Source organism: Citrobacter sp. Cpo032, from assembly GCF_030332975.1.
Taxonomy (GTDB): domain Bacteria; phylum Pseudomonadota; class Gammaproteobacteria; order Enterobacterales; family Enterobacteriaceae; genus Citrobacter; species Citrobacter portucalensis.
Genome location: NZ_JAOWGU010000036.1, coordinates 35,426 through 50,142 on the forward strand (window position 1 = coordinate 35,426; position 14,717 = coordinate 50,142).

The 14,717-nt window shown below is 51.3% G+C and carries 11 protein-coding genes, 2 tRNA genes and 1 other RNA gene; 8 read left to right on the forward strand and 6 right to left on the reverse strand.

Translation table 11 applies throughout. The annotated features are described in order from the left end of the window. The first annotated feature begins 258 nt into the window (after positions 1 to 258). From OGY33_RS06305 to narI, 5 genes are all read left to right on the forward strand, one after another. The gene (locus OGY33_RS06305) at positions 259 to 1,650 is read left to right on the forward strand and encodes a NarK family nitrate/nitrite MFS transporter (protein ID WP_003833390.1); all 1,392 of its coding nucleotides are present in this window, start codon (positions 259 to 261) and stop codon (positions 1,648 to 1,650) included. 396 nt (positions 1,651 to 2,046) lie between these two features. Next, positions 2,047 to 5,790, forward strand: a complete 3,744-nt coding sequence (locus OGY33_RS06310) for a nitrate reductase subunit alpha (protein WP_008784960.1) — start codon at positions 2,047 to 2,049, stop codon at positions 5,788 to 5,790. Then, the gene (narH, locus tag OGY33_RS06315; RefSeq protein ID WP_128611750.1) at positions 5,787 to 7,325 is read left to right on the forward strand and encodes a nitrate reductase subunit beta; all 1,539 of its coding nucleotides are present in this window, start codon (positions 5,787 to 5,789) and stop codon (positions 7,323 to 7,325) included. The genes OGY33_RS06310 and narH overlap by 4 nt, the downstream gene beginning before the upstream one ends. Beyond that, positions 7,322 to 8,032, forward strand: coding sequence for a nitrate reductase molybdenum cofactor assembly chaperone (narJ, locus tag OGY33_RS06320; protein ID WP_048216248.1), 711 nt, complete (start codon positions 7,322 to 7,324; stop codon positions 8,030 to 8,032). The genes narH and narJ overlap by 4 nt, the downstream gene beginning before the upstream one ends. Beyond that, positions 8,032 to 8,709 (forward strand): respiratory nitrate reductase subunit gamma, encoded by a 678-nt coding sequence (gene narI / locus OGY33_RS06325; RefSeq protein WP_003833386.1) that lies wholly within the window; start codon positions 8,032 to 8,034, stop codon positions 8,707 to 8,709. The genes narJ and narI overlap by 1 nt, the downstream gene beginning before the upstream one ends. 240 nt (positions 8,710 to 8,949) lie before the next feature. Here narI and OGY33_RS06330 read toward each other — a convergent pair. The 5 genes from OGY33_RS06330 to OGY33_RS06350 form a co-directional block, all read right to left on the reverse strand. After that, positions 8,950 to 9,080, reverse strand: a non-coding RNA gene (locus tag OGY33_RS06330) — RtT sRNA. Positions 9,081 to 9,124: 44 nt separating this feature from the next. Further along, positions 9,125 to 9,209: transfer RNA gene (locus OGY33_RS06335), tRNA-Tyr, on the reverse strand. A 36-nt stretch (positions 9,210 to 9,245) separates the two neighbouring features. Beyond that, positions 9,246 to 9,330: transfer RNA gene (locus tag OGY33_RS06340), tRNA-Tyr, on the reverse strand. Between the two features lie 156 nt (positions 9,331 to 9,486). After that, the gene (purU, locus tag OGY33_RS06345) at positions 9,487 to 10,329 is read right to left on the reverse strand and encodes a formyltetrahydrofolate deformylase (protein ID WP_003020737.1); all 843 of its coding nucleotides are present in this window, start codon (positions 10,327 to 10,329) and stop codon (positions 9,487 to 9,489) included. Positions 10,330 to 10,384: 55 nt separating this feature from the next. Next, positions 10,385 to 10,840 (reverse strand): YchJ family protein, encoded by a 456-nt coding sequence (locus tag OGY33_RS06350; protein WP_008784957.1) that lies wholly within the window; start codon positions 10,838 to 10,840, stop codon positions 10,385 to 10,387. Between the two features lie 111 nt (positions 10,841 to 10,951). Between OGY33_RS06350 and rssA the strand changes: the two genes are divergently transcribed. The 3 genes from rssA (at position 10,952) to galU (ending at position 14,080) form a co-directional block, all read left to right on the forward strand. Further along, a complete protein-coding gene (gene rssA / locus OGY33_RS06355; RefSeq protein ID WP_008784956.1) occupies positions 10,952 to 11,863 on the forward strand; it encodes a patatin-like phospholipase RssA in 912 nt (303 codons plus the stop codon). 90 nt (positions 11,864 to 11,953) lie between these two features. Then, the gene (gene rssB, locus OGY33_RS06360) at positions 11,954 to 12,967 is read left to right on the forward strand and encodes a two-component system response regulator RssB (RefSeq protein ID WP_032943688.1); all 1,014 of its coding nucleotides are present in this window, start codon (positions 11,954 to 11,956) and stop codon (positions 12,965 to 12,967) included. A 204-nt stretch (positions 12,968 to 13,171) separates the two neighbouring features. Continuing rightward, a complete protein-coding gene (gene galU, locus OGY33_RS06365) occupies positions 13,172 to 14,080 on the forward strand; it encodes a UTP--glucose-1-phosphate uridylyltransferase GalU (RefSeq protein ID WP_003020727.1) in 909 nt (302 codons plus the stop codon). 136 nt (positions 14,081 to 14,216) lie between these two features. On the opposite strand, the gene hns is transcribed toward galU, so the two are convergent. Then, positions 14,217 to 14,630 carry a histone-like nucleoid-structuring protein H-NS gene (hns, locus tag OGY33_RS06370; RefSeq protein ID WP_003020723.1) on the reverse strand — a complete coding sequence of 138 codons (414 nt, stop codon included), beginning with the start codon at positions 14,628 to 14,630 and terminating at the stop codon, positions 14,217 to 14,219. Positions 14,631 to 14,717 lie beyond the last annotated feature (87 nt).

The following is a 14,717-nucleotide window of genomic DNA, read 5'->3' on the forward strand; positions in this document are numbered from 1 at the left end:
GCGATACACTGGAGTATACCCATACCTCAAACGGGCTACCTCTTAATTGCCAGCGGAGGGAGAGATCCTGGGCGAGGGGGAGTAGGGGGCGACAGAAGCGTGAAAAACCACATCTTTTTTACCGAAGTTATGTACTCATTTAGGGTAATGATAAATTTTAGGCATGAATAATGACACCTTTTCCTTTGATTTATATCAACTTACCTCCAGCTGTAAACCCTAATGTTGCAGGCATCGAAACAAGTATCAGAGGTGTCTATGAGTCACTCATCTGCCCCGGAAAGGGCATCTGGAGCTGTAATTACCGAATGGCGGCCGGAAGATCCCGCCTTCTGGCAGCAGCGTGGTCAACGAATCGCCAGCCGTAACCTGTGGATTTCAGTCCCTTGCTTGCTGCTGGCGTTTTGCGTGTGGATGTTATTTAGCGCCGTGGCGGTGAACTTACCGAAAGTCGGTTTTGATTTCACCACTGAACAGCTGTTCATGCTGACGGCATTACCTTCGGTGTCAGGCGCGCTGCTGCGTGTTCCGTACTCCTTTATGGTTCCCCTGTTTGGTGGACGTCGCTGGACAGCGTTTAGCACCGGTATCCTGATCATTCCTTGCGTATGGTTAGGTTTTGCGGTGCAGGATACCTCCACGCCGTTTAGTACTTTTATTATTATCTCTCTGTTGTGCGGTTTCGCCGGTGCGAACTTTGCGTCCAGCATGGCAAACATCAGTTTCTTCTTTCCAAAACAGAAACAGGGTGGTGCGCTGGGTCTGAACGGTGGCCTGGGCAACATGGGCGTCAGCGTGATGCAGTTGGTTGCGCCGCTGGTGGTTTCACTGTCAATCTTTGCCGCATTTGGTAGCCACGGGGTTGAACAACCGGATGGTACGCAGCTGTATCTGGCAAACGCCGCATGGATTTGGGTACCGTTTCTGGCGGTGTTAACGCTGGCTGCATGGTTTGGTATGAATGAACTGGCAACCTCAAAAGCGTCGCTGAAAGAGCAATTGCCGGTGCTGAAACGTGGGCATCTGTGGATTATGAGCCTGCTGTATCTGGCAACCTTCGGTTCATTCATCGGTTTCTCTGCCGGTTTTGCCATGTTGTCAAAAACGCAGTTTCCTGAGGTACAGATCCTGCATTACGCCTTCTTTGGACCGTTGATTGGCGCGCTGGCTCGTTCAGCGGGTGGCGCAATCTCTGACCGTCTGGGCGGAACCCGTGTAACGCTGGTGAACTTCGTGCTGATGGCAATTTTCAGTGCCTTACTGTTCCTGACGCTGCCATCAAACGGCGTTGGCGGCAACTTTATCGCCTTCTTCGCGGTGTTCCTGGCATTGTTCCTGACGGCTGGTCTGGGGAGTGGTTCAACCTTCCAGATGATCTCCGTTATCTTCCGCAAGCTGACGATGGACAGAGTGAAAGCTGAAGGCGGTTCAGAAGAGAAAGCAATGCGCGAAGCAGCAACCGACACCGCGGCAGCGTTGGGCTTTATCTCAGCCATTGGTGCGATTGGCGGCTTCTTTATCCCGAAAGCATTTGGTACGTCTCTGGCGTTAACTGGTTCGCCGGTCGATGCGATGAAAGTCTTTCTGATCTTCTATGTCGCTTGTGTGGTCATCACCTGGGCGGTATACGGACGTCATTCTAAAAAGTAAAAAAGTAGTAGCAGTTGATTATCCATTGCGCGGCGTTAGACCGCGCTTTTTTTTTGCTTTAAATTAGTTACAACATACTTATATGTGAGCTCATGACGAAAGTCTGCGAAAACGGTGCTGGTAATATGCCTGGCAGGGGGGATACCCCTTAATACCCACTTATAAAGAATTTAACATTTGTATGATAAGTGAATTATTTAAAATTCTTTAAATTCAAAGTATTACGCTAAAAAACAATATCCCACTTTGGGGGTATGTAAAAACCAACCTTCATTTTTCATCCCTGCATGCCTTGATCGTTATCAATTCTCACGCCCTTTCAGAGCGTTACCTTCGCTCTCAATCAAGCAATGTCGATTTATCAGAGAGCCGTCAGGCTCCTACAGGAGAAAACCGATGAGTAAATTCCTGGACCGGTTTCGCTACTTCAAGCAGAAGGGCGAAACCTTTGCCGATGGGCATGGCCAGCTTCTCAATACCAACAGGGACTGGGAGGACGGATACCGCCAGCGTTGGCAGCATGACAAAATCGTGCGTTCAACCCACGGGGTAAACTGCACGGGCTCATGCAGCTGGAAAATCTATGTGAAAAATGGTCTGGTGACCTGGGAGACCCAGCAAACTGACTACCCACGCACGCGTCCAGATATGCCTAACCACGAGCCTCGCGGCTGCCCACGTGGTGCAAGCTATTCCTGGTATCTCTACAGCGCTAACCGTCTGAAATACCCGCTGATGCGCAAACGTCTGATGAAGATGTGGCGCGAAGCAAAAAGACTGCACAGCGATCCGGTAGATGCATGGGCATCCATCATCGAAGACGCCGACAAAGCAAAAAGCTTCAAACAAGCGCGTGGTCGTGGTGGATTTGTTCGTTCTTCCTGGCAGGAAGTGAATGAACTGATTGCTGCATCTAACGTTTACACCATCAAAACCTATGGCCCTGACCGCGTTGCAGGCTTCTCTCCGATTCCGGCGATGTCGATGGTTTCTTATGCTTCCGGCGCACGCTATATGTCGCTGATTGGTGGTACCTGCCTGAGCTTCTACGACTGGTACTGTGACCTGCCGCCGGCTTCCCCGCAAACCTGGGGCGAGCAAACCGACGTACCGGAATCTGCCGACTGGTATAACTCCAGCTACATTCTTGCATGGGGCTCTAACGTACCGCAGACCCGTACTCCGGATGCGCACTTCTTTACTGAAGTTCGCTATAAAGGCACCAAAACGGTAGCGATTACTCCGGACTACGCAGAAATTGCCAAACTTTGCGACCTGTGGCTGGCACCGAAGCAGGGAACCGATGCGGCGATGGCAATGGCGATGGGCCATGTCATGCTGCGCGAGTTCCACCTCGATAACCCGAGCCAGTACTTCACCGACTACGTTCGTCGTTATACCGACATGCCAATGCTGGTGATGCTCGAAGAGCGTGACGGCTACTATGCTGCTGGTCGTATGCTGCGTGCGGCGGATCTGGTCGACTCTCTGGGCCAGGAAAATAACCCAGAATGGAAAACCGTCGCTATCAACAGCAACGGCGAAATGGTTGCGCCAAACGGTTCAATAGGTTTCCGTTGGGGCGAAAAGGGCAAATGGAACCTTGAGCAACGCGACGGTACGTCCGGTGATGAAACCGAACTGCAACTCAGCCTGCTGGGTAGCCAGGACGATATCGCTGAAGTGGGCTTCCCGTACTTTGGCGGCGAAGGTACCGAGCACTTCAGTAAAGTAGAGCTGGAAAATATTCTGCTGCACAAACTGCCGGTTAAACGCCTGCAGTTGGCCGATGGCTCTACCGCGCTGGTGACCACCGTTTACGACCTGACCATGGCTAACTATGGCCTGGAACGTGGTCTGAACGACGAAAACTGCGCGACCAGCTACGATGACGTGAAAGCGTACACGCCGGCATGGGCAGAAAAAATCACTGGCGTATCACGTTCTCAGATCGTGCGCATTGCCCGTGAATTTGCGGATAACGCCGATAAAACACACGGTCGTTCGATGATCATCGTCGGTGCGGGCCTGAACCACTGGTACCACCTCGATATGAACTATCGTGGCCTGATCAATATGCTGGTGTTCTGCGGTTGTATCGGTCAGAGCGGCGGCGGTTGGGCCCACTACGTCGGCCAGGAAAAACTGCGTCCGCAAACCGGCTGGCAGCCGCTGGCGTTTGCTCTTGACTGGCAGCGTCCGCCTCGTCATATGAACAGCACTTCCTACTTCTATAACCACTCCAGCCAATGGCGCTATGAGACGGTTACTGCGCAGGAACTGCTTTCCCCGATGGCAGACAAATCCCGCTACAGCGGTCATTTGATTGATTTTAACGTTCGCGCTGAACGTATGGGCTGGTTGCCATCTGCGCCGCAGTTAGGGACTAACCCACTGCGTATCGCCGAAGAAGCGCAGAAAGCAGGTATGACGCCGGTGGATTACACCGTTAAATCCCTGAAAGAAGGTTCTATTCGTTTTGCGGCAGAGCAGCCGGAAAACGGTAAAAACCATCCGCGCAACCTGTTTATCTGGCGTTCTAACCTGCTCGGTTCTTCCGGTAAAGGCCACGAGTACATGCTCAAGTATCTGCTGGGTACTGAACATGGTATTCAGGGCAAAGATCTCGGCCAGCAGAGCGGCGTGAAGCCTGAAGAAGTGGAATGGCAGGATAACGGCCTGGACGGCAAACTGGATCTGGTTGTCACGCTGGACTTCCGTCTGTCGAGCACCTGTCTGTATTCCGACATCGTGCTGCCGACCGCAACCTGGTATGAAAAAGACGATATGAATACCTCGGACATGCATCCGTTTATTCATCCTCTGTCTGCGGCGGTTGACCCGGCCTGGGAATCGAAGAGCGACTGGGAAATCTACAAAGCCATCGCCAAGAAATTCTCTGAAGTTTGCGTGGGTCATCTCGGTAAAGAAACCGACGTCGTTACGCTGCCAATTCAGCACGACTCTGCCGCAGAACTGGCACAACCGCTGGACGTGAAGGACTGGAAAAAAGGTGAATGTGACCTGATTCCTGGTGTTACCGCACCGCACATCATGACCGTTGAGCGTGATTATCCGGCAACCTACGAGCGTTTCACCTCCATCGGCCCGCTGATGGAAAAAATCGGTAACGGTGGTAAAGGGATTGCCTGGAATACCCAGAGCGAAATGGATCTGCTGCGTAAGCTCAATTACACCAAGGCTGAAGGTCCGGCAAAAGGCCAGCCTTGGCTTAATACCGCAATTGATGCAGCCGAGATGATCCTGACGCTGGCGCCGGAAACTAATGGTCAGGTAGCCGTTAAAGCCTGGGCTGCGCTGAGTGAATTTACCGGTCGTGACCATACGCATCTGGCGCTGAATAAAGAAGACGAAAAAATTCGCTTCCGCGATATTCAGGCGCAGCCGCGCAAAATTATCTCCAGCCCGACCTGGTCAGGACTGGAAGATGAACACGTGTCTTATAACGCCGGCTATACCAACGTTCACGAGCTGATCCCATGGCGTACACTGTCTGGTCGCCAGCAGTTGTATCAGGATCATCAGTGGATGCGTGACTTTGGTGAAAGCCTGCTGGTTTACCGTCCGCCAATCGACACCCGTTCGGTGAAAGCGGTGATCGGCGAGAAATCTAACGGTAACCCGGAAAAAGCGCTCAACTTCCTGACGCCGCACCAGAAATGGGGTATCCACTCCACTTACAGCGACAACTTGCTGATGCTGACGCTGTCACGCGGTGGCCCGATTGTGTGGATGAGCGAAGTCGATGCGAAGGATCTGGGAATCGAAGATAACGACTGGATCGAAGTCTTCAACAGCAACGGTGCGCTGACGGCACGTGCAGTTGTCAGCCAGCGTGTACCGGCCGGGATGACCATGATGTACCACGCGCAGGAACGTATCGTTAACCTGCCGGGTTCAGAAATCACCCAGCAGCGCGGTGGGATCCACAACTCGGTGACCCGTATTACACCGAAACCGACCCATATGATCGGCGGCTATGCGCAGCTGGCCTACGGCTTTAACTACTACGGCACCGTCGGTTCAAACCGTGATGAGTTCGTAGTTGTACGTAAGATGAAGAACATTAACTGGTTGGATGGCGAAGGCAATGACCAGGTACAGGAGAGCGTAAAATGAAAATTCGTTCACAAGTCGGCATGGTGCTGAATCTCGATAAGTGCATCGGCTGCCACACCTGTTCAGTGACCTGTAAAAACGTCTGGACCAGCCGTGAAGGTATGGAGTACGCCTGGTTCAACAACGTCGAAAGTAAGCCTGGCGTTGGCTTCCCGAACGACTGGGAAAACCAGGAAAAATGGAAGGGCGGTTGGATCCGTAAAATCAACGGCAAACTGCAGCCGCGCATGGGTAACAAAGCGCTGCTGTTGGGTAAAATCTTTGCTAACCCGCATCTGCCGGGCATGGATGATTACTACGAGCCGTTTGATTTTGACTACCAGACGTTGCATAACGCCCCGGCAGACAGCAAAGCGCAGCCGATTGCTCGTCCACGCTCGCTGATCACCGGTCAGCGAATGGATAAAATCACCAGCGGTCCTAACTGGGAAGAAATTCTCGGCGGCGAGTTTGAAAAACGCGCCAAAGACCAGAACTTCGAAAACATGCAAAAGTCGATGTACGGTCAGTTCGAAAACACCTTCATGATGTACCTGCCGCGTCTGTGTGAGCACTGCCTTAATCCGGCGTGTGTGGCGACCTGTCCGAGCGGCGCTATCTACAAGCGTGAAGAAGATGGCATCGTGCTGATCGACCAGGACAAGTGCCGCGGCTGGCGTATGTGTATCACCGGCTGCCCGTACAAGAAGATCTACTTCAACTGGAAGAGCGGGAAATCTGAGAAGTGCATTTTCTGCTACCCGCGTATCGAAGCTGGTCAGCCGACCGTTTGCTCCGAAACCTGTGTAGGTCGTATCCGTTACCTCGGCGTACTGCTGTATGACGCAGATGCGATCGAAAGCGCGGCCAGCACCGAGCACGAGAAAGATCTGTACCAGCGTCAGCTGGACGTGTTCCTCGATCCGAACGATCCGGCGGTTATTGAACAGGCGCTGAAAGATGGTATTCCGCTGAGCGTCATTGATGCCGCACAGCAGTCTCCGGTTTACAAAATGGCGATGGACTGGAAGCTGGCGCTGCCGCTGCATCCGGAATACCGCACACTGCCGATGGTCTGGTACGTGCCGCCATTGTCACCGATTCAGTCTGCCGCCGACGCGGGCGAGCTGGGCAGCAACGGTATTCTGCCGGATGTGGACAGTCTACGTATCCCGGTTCAGTACCTGGCGAACCTGCTGACCGCTGGCGACACCCAGCCGGTACTGTTGGCGCTGAAACGTATGCTGGCAATGCGTCACTACAAACGTGCGGAAACAGTTGACGGTAAAGTTGATACCCGTGCGCTGGAAGAGGTGGGCTTAAGCGAAGCACAGGCACAGGAAATGTATCGTTACCTGGCAATCGCGAACTACGAAGATCGTTTCGTGGTACCGAGCAGCCATCGTGAACTGGCGCGTGACGCGTTCCCGGAGAAAAGCGGTTGTGGCTTTACCTTCGGCGACGGTTGCCACGGTTCTGATACTAAATTCAATCTGTTCAACAGCCGCCGCATCGACGCTGTCGATGTGACCAGCAAAACGGAGCCGCACCAATGATTGAACTCGTCATTGTTTCGCGTCTGCTCGAGTACCCGGATGCTGCCTTGTGGCAGCATCAGCAGGAACTTTTCGATGCACTCGCGTCATCTGAGAACCTGGATAAAGAGGATGCCCAGACTCTGGGCGTTTTCCTGCGCGATCTAACCGCGCAGGACATGCTGGATGTGCAGGCCGCCTACAGCGAACTGTTTGACCGTGGCCGCGCGACATCGCTGCTGCTGTTTGAACATGTTCACGGTGAATCCCGCGATCGCGGTCAGGCTATGGTTGACCTGATGGCACAGTATGAGCAGCACGGTTTGCAGCTCGACAGCCGCGAACTTCCCGATCATCTGCCGCTGTATCTGGAATACCTTGCGCAATTGCCGAAAAGCGAAGCGCTAGGTGGCTTACAGGATATTGCGCCGATTCTGGCGCTGCTCAGCGCTCGTTTGCAACAGCGCGAAAGCCGTTATGCGGTGCTGTTCGATCTGCTGTTAAAACTGGCGAATACCGTTATCGACAGCGATAAAGTGGCTGAAAAAATTGCGGATGAAGCCCGTGATGATACTCCACAAGCGCTGGATGCGGTCTGGGAAGAAGAGCAGGTGAAATTTTTCGCCGATCAGGGGTGTGGCGAGTCGGAAATCTCCGCTCACCAGCGTCGTTTTGCCGGGGCCGTTGCGCCGCAGTATCTGAATATCACCACCGGAGGACAGCACTAATGCACTTCCTGAATACGTTCTTCTTTGACATCTATCCGTACATCGCGGGTTCTGTCTTTCTGATCGGCAGTTGGCTGCGTTATGACTATGGGCAATATACATGGCGTGCGGCTTCCAGTCAGATGCTGGATCGCAAAGGGATGAACCTGGCGTCAAACCTGTTTCACATCGGGATCCTGGGTATCTTTGCTGGGCACTTCCTTGGCATGTTGACGCCGCACTGGATGTATGAAGCCTGGCTACCGCTTGAAGTGAAACAAAAGATGGCAATGTTTGCGGGCGGTGCCAGTGGCCTGATGTGTCTGATTGGTGGCGTACTGCTGCTGAAACGTCGTCTGTTCAGCCCACGCGTGCGGGCCACCACCACCGGAGCGGATATTCTGATCCTCTCACTGCTGGTGATCCAGTGTGCGCTGGGCCTGCTGACCATTCCGTTTTCCGCCCAGCATATGGACGGTAGCGAGATGATGAAGCTGGTGAACTGGGCGCAGACAGTGGTGACCTTCCAGGGCGGAGCGTCTCAGTATCTCGATGGTGTTGCGTTCATTTTCCGTATGCACCTGGTGCTGGGTATGACGCTGTTCCTGTTGTTCCCATTCTCTCGTCTGGTACACATCTGGAGCGTCCCGGTCGAATATCTGACACGCAAATACCAGATTGTTCGCGCGCGTCACTAATCGTATATTTGAGAATGACAAAACCCTGCTTCGGCGGGGTTTTTTTATGCCTGTTTGCCGGATGGCGGCGCAAGCGCCTTATCCGGCCTACGAAGGTATCAGCGAGCGCTGTAGGCCTGATAAGTGCAGCGCATCAGACAAATAGCGGGCACGTATCGAGTTCGTAGGCCAGATAAGCATAGCGCATCAGGCAAATAAAAGGCATTGCTGAGGAATTGAGTGTGTTGCTTTATGAAGTGATGGTGGTGGGGGAAGGATTACTCAGCGCTACGCGCTTCGCCCTTCGGGTCGTTGCCTGCGGCAACGCTTTCTCGCTACGCTCGAATCGAACCTTAGTCGAAGCTTCTCATCCTTCCCACATGGGCAGAATATGGGGCATTAGAGATTGATTTGCTGTTGGTGCTTTATGAAGTGATGGTGGTGGGGGAAGGATTCGAACCTTCGAAGTCGATGACGGCAGATTTACAGTCTGCTCCCTTTGGCCGCTCGGGAACCCCACCAGGGGTATACTAATTTTATGAATCTACAGGAATGAATGGTGGTGGGGGAAGGATTCGAACCTTCGAAGTCGATGACGGCAGATTTACAGTCTGCTCCCTTTGGCCGCTCGGGAACCCCACCACGGGGTAATGCTAATTACTGGCCTGCTTCCGTTGGAAGCGGGGCGCATCATATCAAATGATGCGCCCCTGTAAAGCATTCCGTTGATAAAAAAGAACTGGTTGCCTGATTTTTACACGTAAAGATGTAAAGGTAACCAATTAACTTATCAATCGATTACAGAATAATCGTTCGGTTACCGTAAACAAAGACGCGTTGAGCCAGAACCTGATATAGCGCACGGCTTAATACATTTTTTTCAACGTCGCGACCCGCGCGCATCATATCTTCGGCAGTGTAGGTGTGATCAACATGGATCACGTCCTGCATAATGATTGGGCCTTCATCGAGGTTATCATTCACGTAGTGGGCCGTCGCGCCGATGATCTTCACGCCACGCTCATAAGCCTGATGGTATGGACGAGCACCAATGAATGCTGGCAGGAATGAATGGTGAATATTGATAATTTTATTCGGAAAGCGTGAAACAAATGTCGGGGTCAGAACGCGCATGTATTTAGCCAGCACGACATAGTCCGGCTGGTGGGCGTCGATAGCATCAGCCATTTTCTGATCATGTTCGTCACGTGTTAAACCTTCATGGCTCACCAGCTCAAACGGAATATCAAACCGTTCAACCAGAGGACGCAAGGTCTCGTGATTGCCGATCACAGCGGCGATTTCAACATCCAGCCCGCCATAATTGGCCTTCATTAATAAATCGCCCAGACAATGCGCTTCCTTGGTGACCAAAATGACGATGCGGCGGCGGCCTGCTGGGGTTAATTCACGAATCGAGCCTTCAGGTAAGGCGCTGTCCAGATCGGCAAGCAGCGTGACGTCGTTAAAAATGCCCTCCAGTTCGGTGCGCATAAAAAAGCGTCCGGTACGGTGGTCCACAAACTCATTGTTCTGCACGATGTTCAGTTCATGCTTGTAACAGATATTTGTAATGCGCGCGATCAGACCTTTTTGGTCCGGGCAAATAGTACGCAGCACTTTTCGTTGTAATGAATGCATTTGCAGCGGTGATCCTGTTGAGAATGTTTGCAAAATTGATACTGTCGGGCGTTGATTAGCCGCAGCACTTTTTAAATTTTTTACCTGAGCCACAAGGGCAGGTATCGTTTCGTCCAATTTGAGGGCGTGTACCGTCTATATAGTACCACTGACCGTTTTCTTTTAAAAAACGAGAGCGCTCGATAATTGCACCTGTTTTACCTTGTTCAGAAAACCGTGCGACAAAACTGACATAGCCGATATTTTCTGTGTCTGCCGTCTCTTGTTCAAAAACGGTCAGTCCAAGCCATTCGGTATGAGTAAATCCTGCGATAATGTCGTCGCGAAACTCGGCCGCATGACAATCCGGATGCCAGGTCCTGATAAGGTAATCTGCGTCTTTCATCACAAAAGCACAGTAACGAGAACGCATGAGGTGTGACGGCGTAGGTGCTACTTGCGCGCCGGACACATAACGGTAGCAACATAGGCTATACTCGACAGCGCTACCACAGGGACAAAGCTGAGACACAAAGTACTCCCTGGAATATAAAAACGGCGTAAAAACGCCAGAGTGGCACTATGTTAACTGAGCGGTAGCGATGTTGCTACGTCTGCAAGCCAGGGGAAGTTTGTACGTATAATGAGAAAAATAAAAATTGGGCTGGCGCTAGGTTCCGGCGCAGCGCGAGGTTGGTCGCATATTGGCGTTATTAAAGCCCTTAAGCATATGGGCATTGATGTTGATATCGTGGCAGGGTGCTCCATCGGTTCGTTGGTTGGCGCTGCCTACGCCTGCAATAAGCTGCCTGCTCTCGAAAAGTGGGTCTGTTCTTTCAGCTATTGGGATGTTTTACGGCTGATGGATCTCTCGTGGCGCAGGGGAGGTTTACTGCGCGGTGAACGGGTATTCAATCAGTACCGTAATGTGATGCCGGTAGAAGCAATTGAGCAATGTACTCGCCGTTTCGCAACAGTGGCCACCAATCTGAGTACGGGTCGGGAACTTTGGTTCACCGAAGGTGATTTACATCTGGCTGTCCGGGCCTCCTGCAGTATTCCTGGCCTGATGTCACCTGTGGCGCACAATGGTTACTGGCTGGTCGATGGTGCGGTGGTGAATCCTGTCCCTGTCTCCCTGACTCGCGCGTTGGGGGCCGATATTGTTATTGCGGTCGACCTGCAACACGATGCGCATCTCATGCAACAAGATTTACTCTCCTTCAACGTCAATAGCGATGCCGAATCGGGTGATGATGCTGACGAACTCTCATGGCATGCCCGTCTGAAAGAACGCTTGAGCAACATTACTGCCAGGCGTGCAGTAACTGCGCCCACGGCGATGGAGATTATGACGACGTCTATTCAGGTTCTGGAAAACCGACTGAAACGTAACCGCATGGCCGGTGACCCTCCAGACATTCTGATTCAGCCGTTTTGTCCACAAATATCCACGCTGGATTTTCACCGCGCCAGTGCGGCAATTGCTGCCGGGCAGTTAGCGGTCGAGAAGAAAATGGATGAGCTTCTACCCCTGGTGAAAACCAACGTCTAACGCATTTTTTATCAACACTTAAGCTAATTCTGACAGGCGTGAGTGGCAATAGCATGCCACTATTTATTAAAGCCAGTCAGGGGGGAGAATATGACGCAGCCATTGGTCGGAAAACAGATTCTTATCGTTGAGGATGAGCCGGTATTTCGCTCACTCATGGACTCATGGTTTTCCTCTTTGGGAGCGACAACGGCGGTAGCTGGTGACGGACTTGAAGCACTGGACTTGCTTGGGCATTTTAAACCCGACCTGATGATCTGCGACCTGGCTATGCCAAGAATGAACGGTCTCAAACTGGTTGAGTATTTACGCAATCGTGGCGATCAGACCCCGATACTGGTGATTTCTGCGACGGAAAACATGTCCGACATAGCCAAAGCGCTACGACTCGGTGTGGATGATGTCCTGTTGAAGCCGGTGAAAGACCTTAATCGCTTGCGAGAAACCGTCTTTGCATGTCTTTATCCCAACATGTTTAATTCACGCGTTGAAGAAGAAGAACGGCTGTTTCGCGACTGGGATGCGATGGTGGACGATCCTGCTGCAGCTGCGAAGTTGCTAAAAGAATTACAGCCTCCAGTGTCGCAAGTGATCTCGCACTGTCGCATTAACTATCGACAATTGGTGGCAGCCGACCAACCGGGGCTGGTGTTGGATATTGCTCCGCTGTCTGATCATGACCTTGCATTCTATTGCCTTGATGTGACGCGGGCAGGGGATAATGGCGTGCTGGCTGCATTATTACTGAGGGCGCTATTTAATGGTTTACTGCAGGAGCAACTGACACAACAAAATCAGCGACTGCCAGAGCTAGGTACATTATTGAAACAGGTAAATCATCTGTTGCGGCAAGCCAATTTACCAGGGCAGTTTCCCTTGCTGGTGGGGTATTACCACAGCGGATTAAAAAATCTGATTCTGGTATCGGCAGGGCTGAATGCGACATTAAATACAGGTTCCCACCAAGTGCAAATCAGCAATGGCGTTCCGCTGGGTACCTTAGGTAATACGTATCTTAATCAGCTGAGCCAACATTGTGAGTCATGGCAATGCCAAATTTGGGGGGCGGGAGGTCGCCTGCGCTTGATGTTGTCTGCAGAATGAACAATTGAGAGGCGTGTAAATGAAATTGGTTCACCCTCCCCATGCTGTGAGTGCTACTATCAGCGCCAGTTTTATTCGTATTTATCTTAATTATACCGACGCGCGTCCTTTTCAGACCAGAAGCTTGTCGCTGTACTGATATACTCGGATGCGATACAGAATGATGAACACGTTCAATACATGAACAGTCCAGGAGAGTTTTAAATGGCTGCCCTTAATTCAAAAGTCAAAAAAGCCGTTATCCCGGTTGCGGGATTAGGAACCAGGATGTTACCGGCTACGAAAGCAATCCCGAAAGAGATGCTACCGTTGGTTGATAAGCCATTAATTCAGTACGTCGTAAACGAATGTATTGCTGCGGGCATCACTGAAATTGTACTTGTAACTCACTCGTCTAAAAATTCTATTGAAAACCACTTTGATACCAGCTTTGAACTTGAAGCGATGCTGGAAAAACGTGTAAAACGCCAGCTTCTGGAAGAAGTGCAATCTATTTGCCCGCCACATGTGACTATTATGCAGGTGCGTCAGGGGCTGGCTAAAGGTCTGGGCCACGCGGTATTGTGCGCGCACCCTGTGGTTGGCGATGAACCGGTAGCTGTAATCCTGCCGGACGTAATTCTTGACGAATACGAATCTGATTTATCCCGCGACAACCTTGCCGAAATGATTCATCGTTTTGATGAAACAGGTAGCAGCCAGATTATGGTTGAACCGGTAGAAGATGTTACGGCTTATGGCGTTGTTGATTGTAAAGGCGTTGAATTATCCCCGGGCGAAAGCGTCCCGATGGTTGGCGTGGTTGAAAAACCAAAAGCTGATGTTGCGCCTTCTAATCTGGCCGTTGTGGGTCGTTACGTTCTTAGTGCCGATATCTGGCCTCTGCTGGCTAAAACCCCTCCGGGAGCGGGTGATGAAATTCAGCTGACAGATGCTATCGATATGCTGATTGAAAAAGAGACGGTTGAAGCTTATCACATGAAGGGCAAAAGCCATGACTGTGGTAATAAACTGGGCTATATGCAGGCGTTCGTTGAATATGGTATTCGCCATAATACTCTCGGCGCCGAATTTAAAGCCTGGCTGGAAGACGAGATGGGTATTAAGAAGTAACCTTCTGGTATTATCTGGTCAGAACGGCGCTGTATTAACAGCGCCGTTTTTTTATACCTAATCCGGGTAGGGTTGAGCGAAGTACCGGTAAAAAAAATCCCGCCACTGGCGGGATTTTAAGCAAACTATTTCTGAATTATTCCTTGATCAGGAAGTCGTCCAGTTGTTTACCTTGTTCTTCCATCGCTTTTTTGATCACTGCCGGTGTACGACCCTGGCCAGTCCAGGTTTTAGTTTCACCGTTTTCGTCAACATAGCTATATTTAGCCGGACGTGCAGCGCGCTTAGCTTTGGTGCCAGATTTAACAGCAGCCATGCTATTCAGCAATTCGTTCGGATCAATGCCGTCAGCTATCAGCATTTCACGATATTGTTGCAGTTTACGAGTACGTTCTTCAACTTCAGCAGCAGCAGCGCTTTCTTCTTCGCGACGCTCGCTAACTACAACTTCTAATTTTTCCAGCATTTCTTCAAGCGTTTCCAGAGTGCATTCTCTTGCCTGCGCACGAAGAGTACGGATGTTGTTCAGAATTTTAAGTGCTTCGCTCATTGTAGTAATCTCAAACTTATATTGGGGTGGTTTGTTGAGCTAATAATAGAGCGATAAATTCAGTTGTGCAATAGCCAGGAATGTAAG

What these genes read in the sequence shown, in the direction of transcription:
- narH (WP_128611750.1), top strand. Translation starts at nt 5,787, where the DNA reads ATGAAAATTCGTTCACAAGTCGGCATGGTGCTGAATCTCGATAAGTGC.
- rssA (WP_008784956.1), top strand. Translation starts at nt 10,952, where the DNA reads ATGAGAAAAATAAAAATTGGGCTGGCGCTAGGTTCCGGCGCAGCGCGA.
- rssB (WP_032943688.1), top strand. Translation starts at nt 11,954, where the DNA reads ATGACGCAGCCATTGGTCGGAAAACAGATTCTTATCGTTGAGGATGAG.
- OGY33_RS06305 (WP_003833390.1), top strand. Translation starts at nt 259, where the DNA reads ATGAGTCACTCATCTGCCCCGGAAAGGGCATCTGGAGCTGTAATTACC.
- hns (WP_003020723.1), bottom strand. Translation starts at nt 14,630, where the DNA reads ATGAGCGAAGCACTTAAAATTCTGAACAACATCCGTACTCTTCGTGCG.
- galU (WP_003020727.1), top strand. Translation starts at nt 13,172, where the DNA reads ATGGCTGCCCTTAATTCAAAAGTCAAAAAAGCCGTTATCCCGGTTGCG.
- OGY33_RS06310 (WP_008784960.1), top strand. Translation starts at nt 2,047, where the DNA reads ATGAGTAAATTCCTGGACCGGTTTCGCTACTTCAAGCAGAAGGGCGAA.
- narJ (WP_048216248.1), top strand. Translation starts at nt 7,322, where the DNA reads ATGATTGAACTCGTCATTGTTTCGCGTCTGCTCGAGTACCCGGATGCT.
- narI (WP_003833386.1), top strand. Translation starts at nt 8,032, where the DNA reads ATGCACTTCCTGAATACGTTCTTCTTTGACATCTATCCGTACATCGCG.
- purU (WP_003020737.1), bottom strand. Translation starts at nt 10,329, where the DNA reads ATGCATTCATTACAACGAAAAGTGCTGCGTACTATTTGCCCGGACCAA.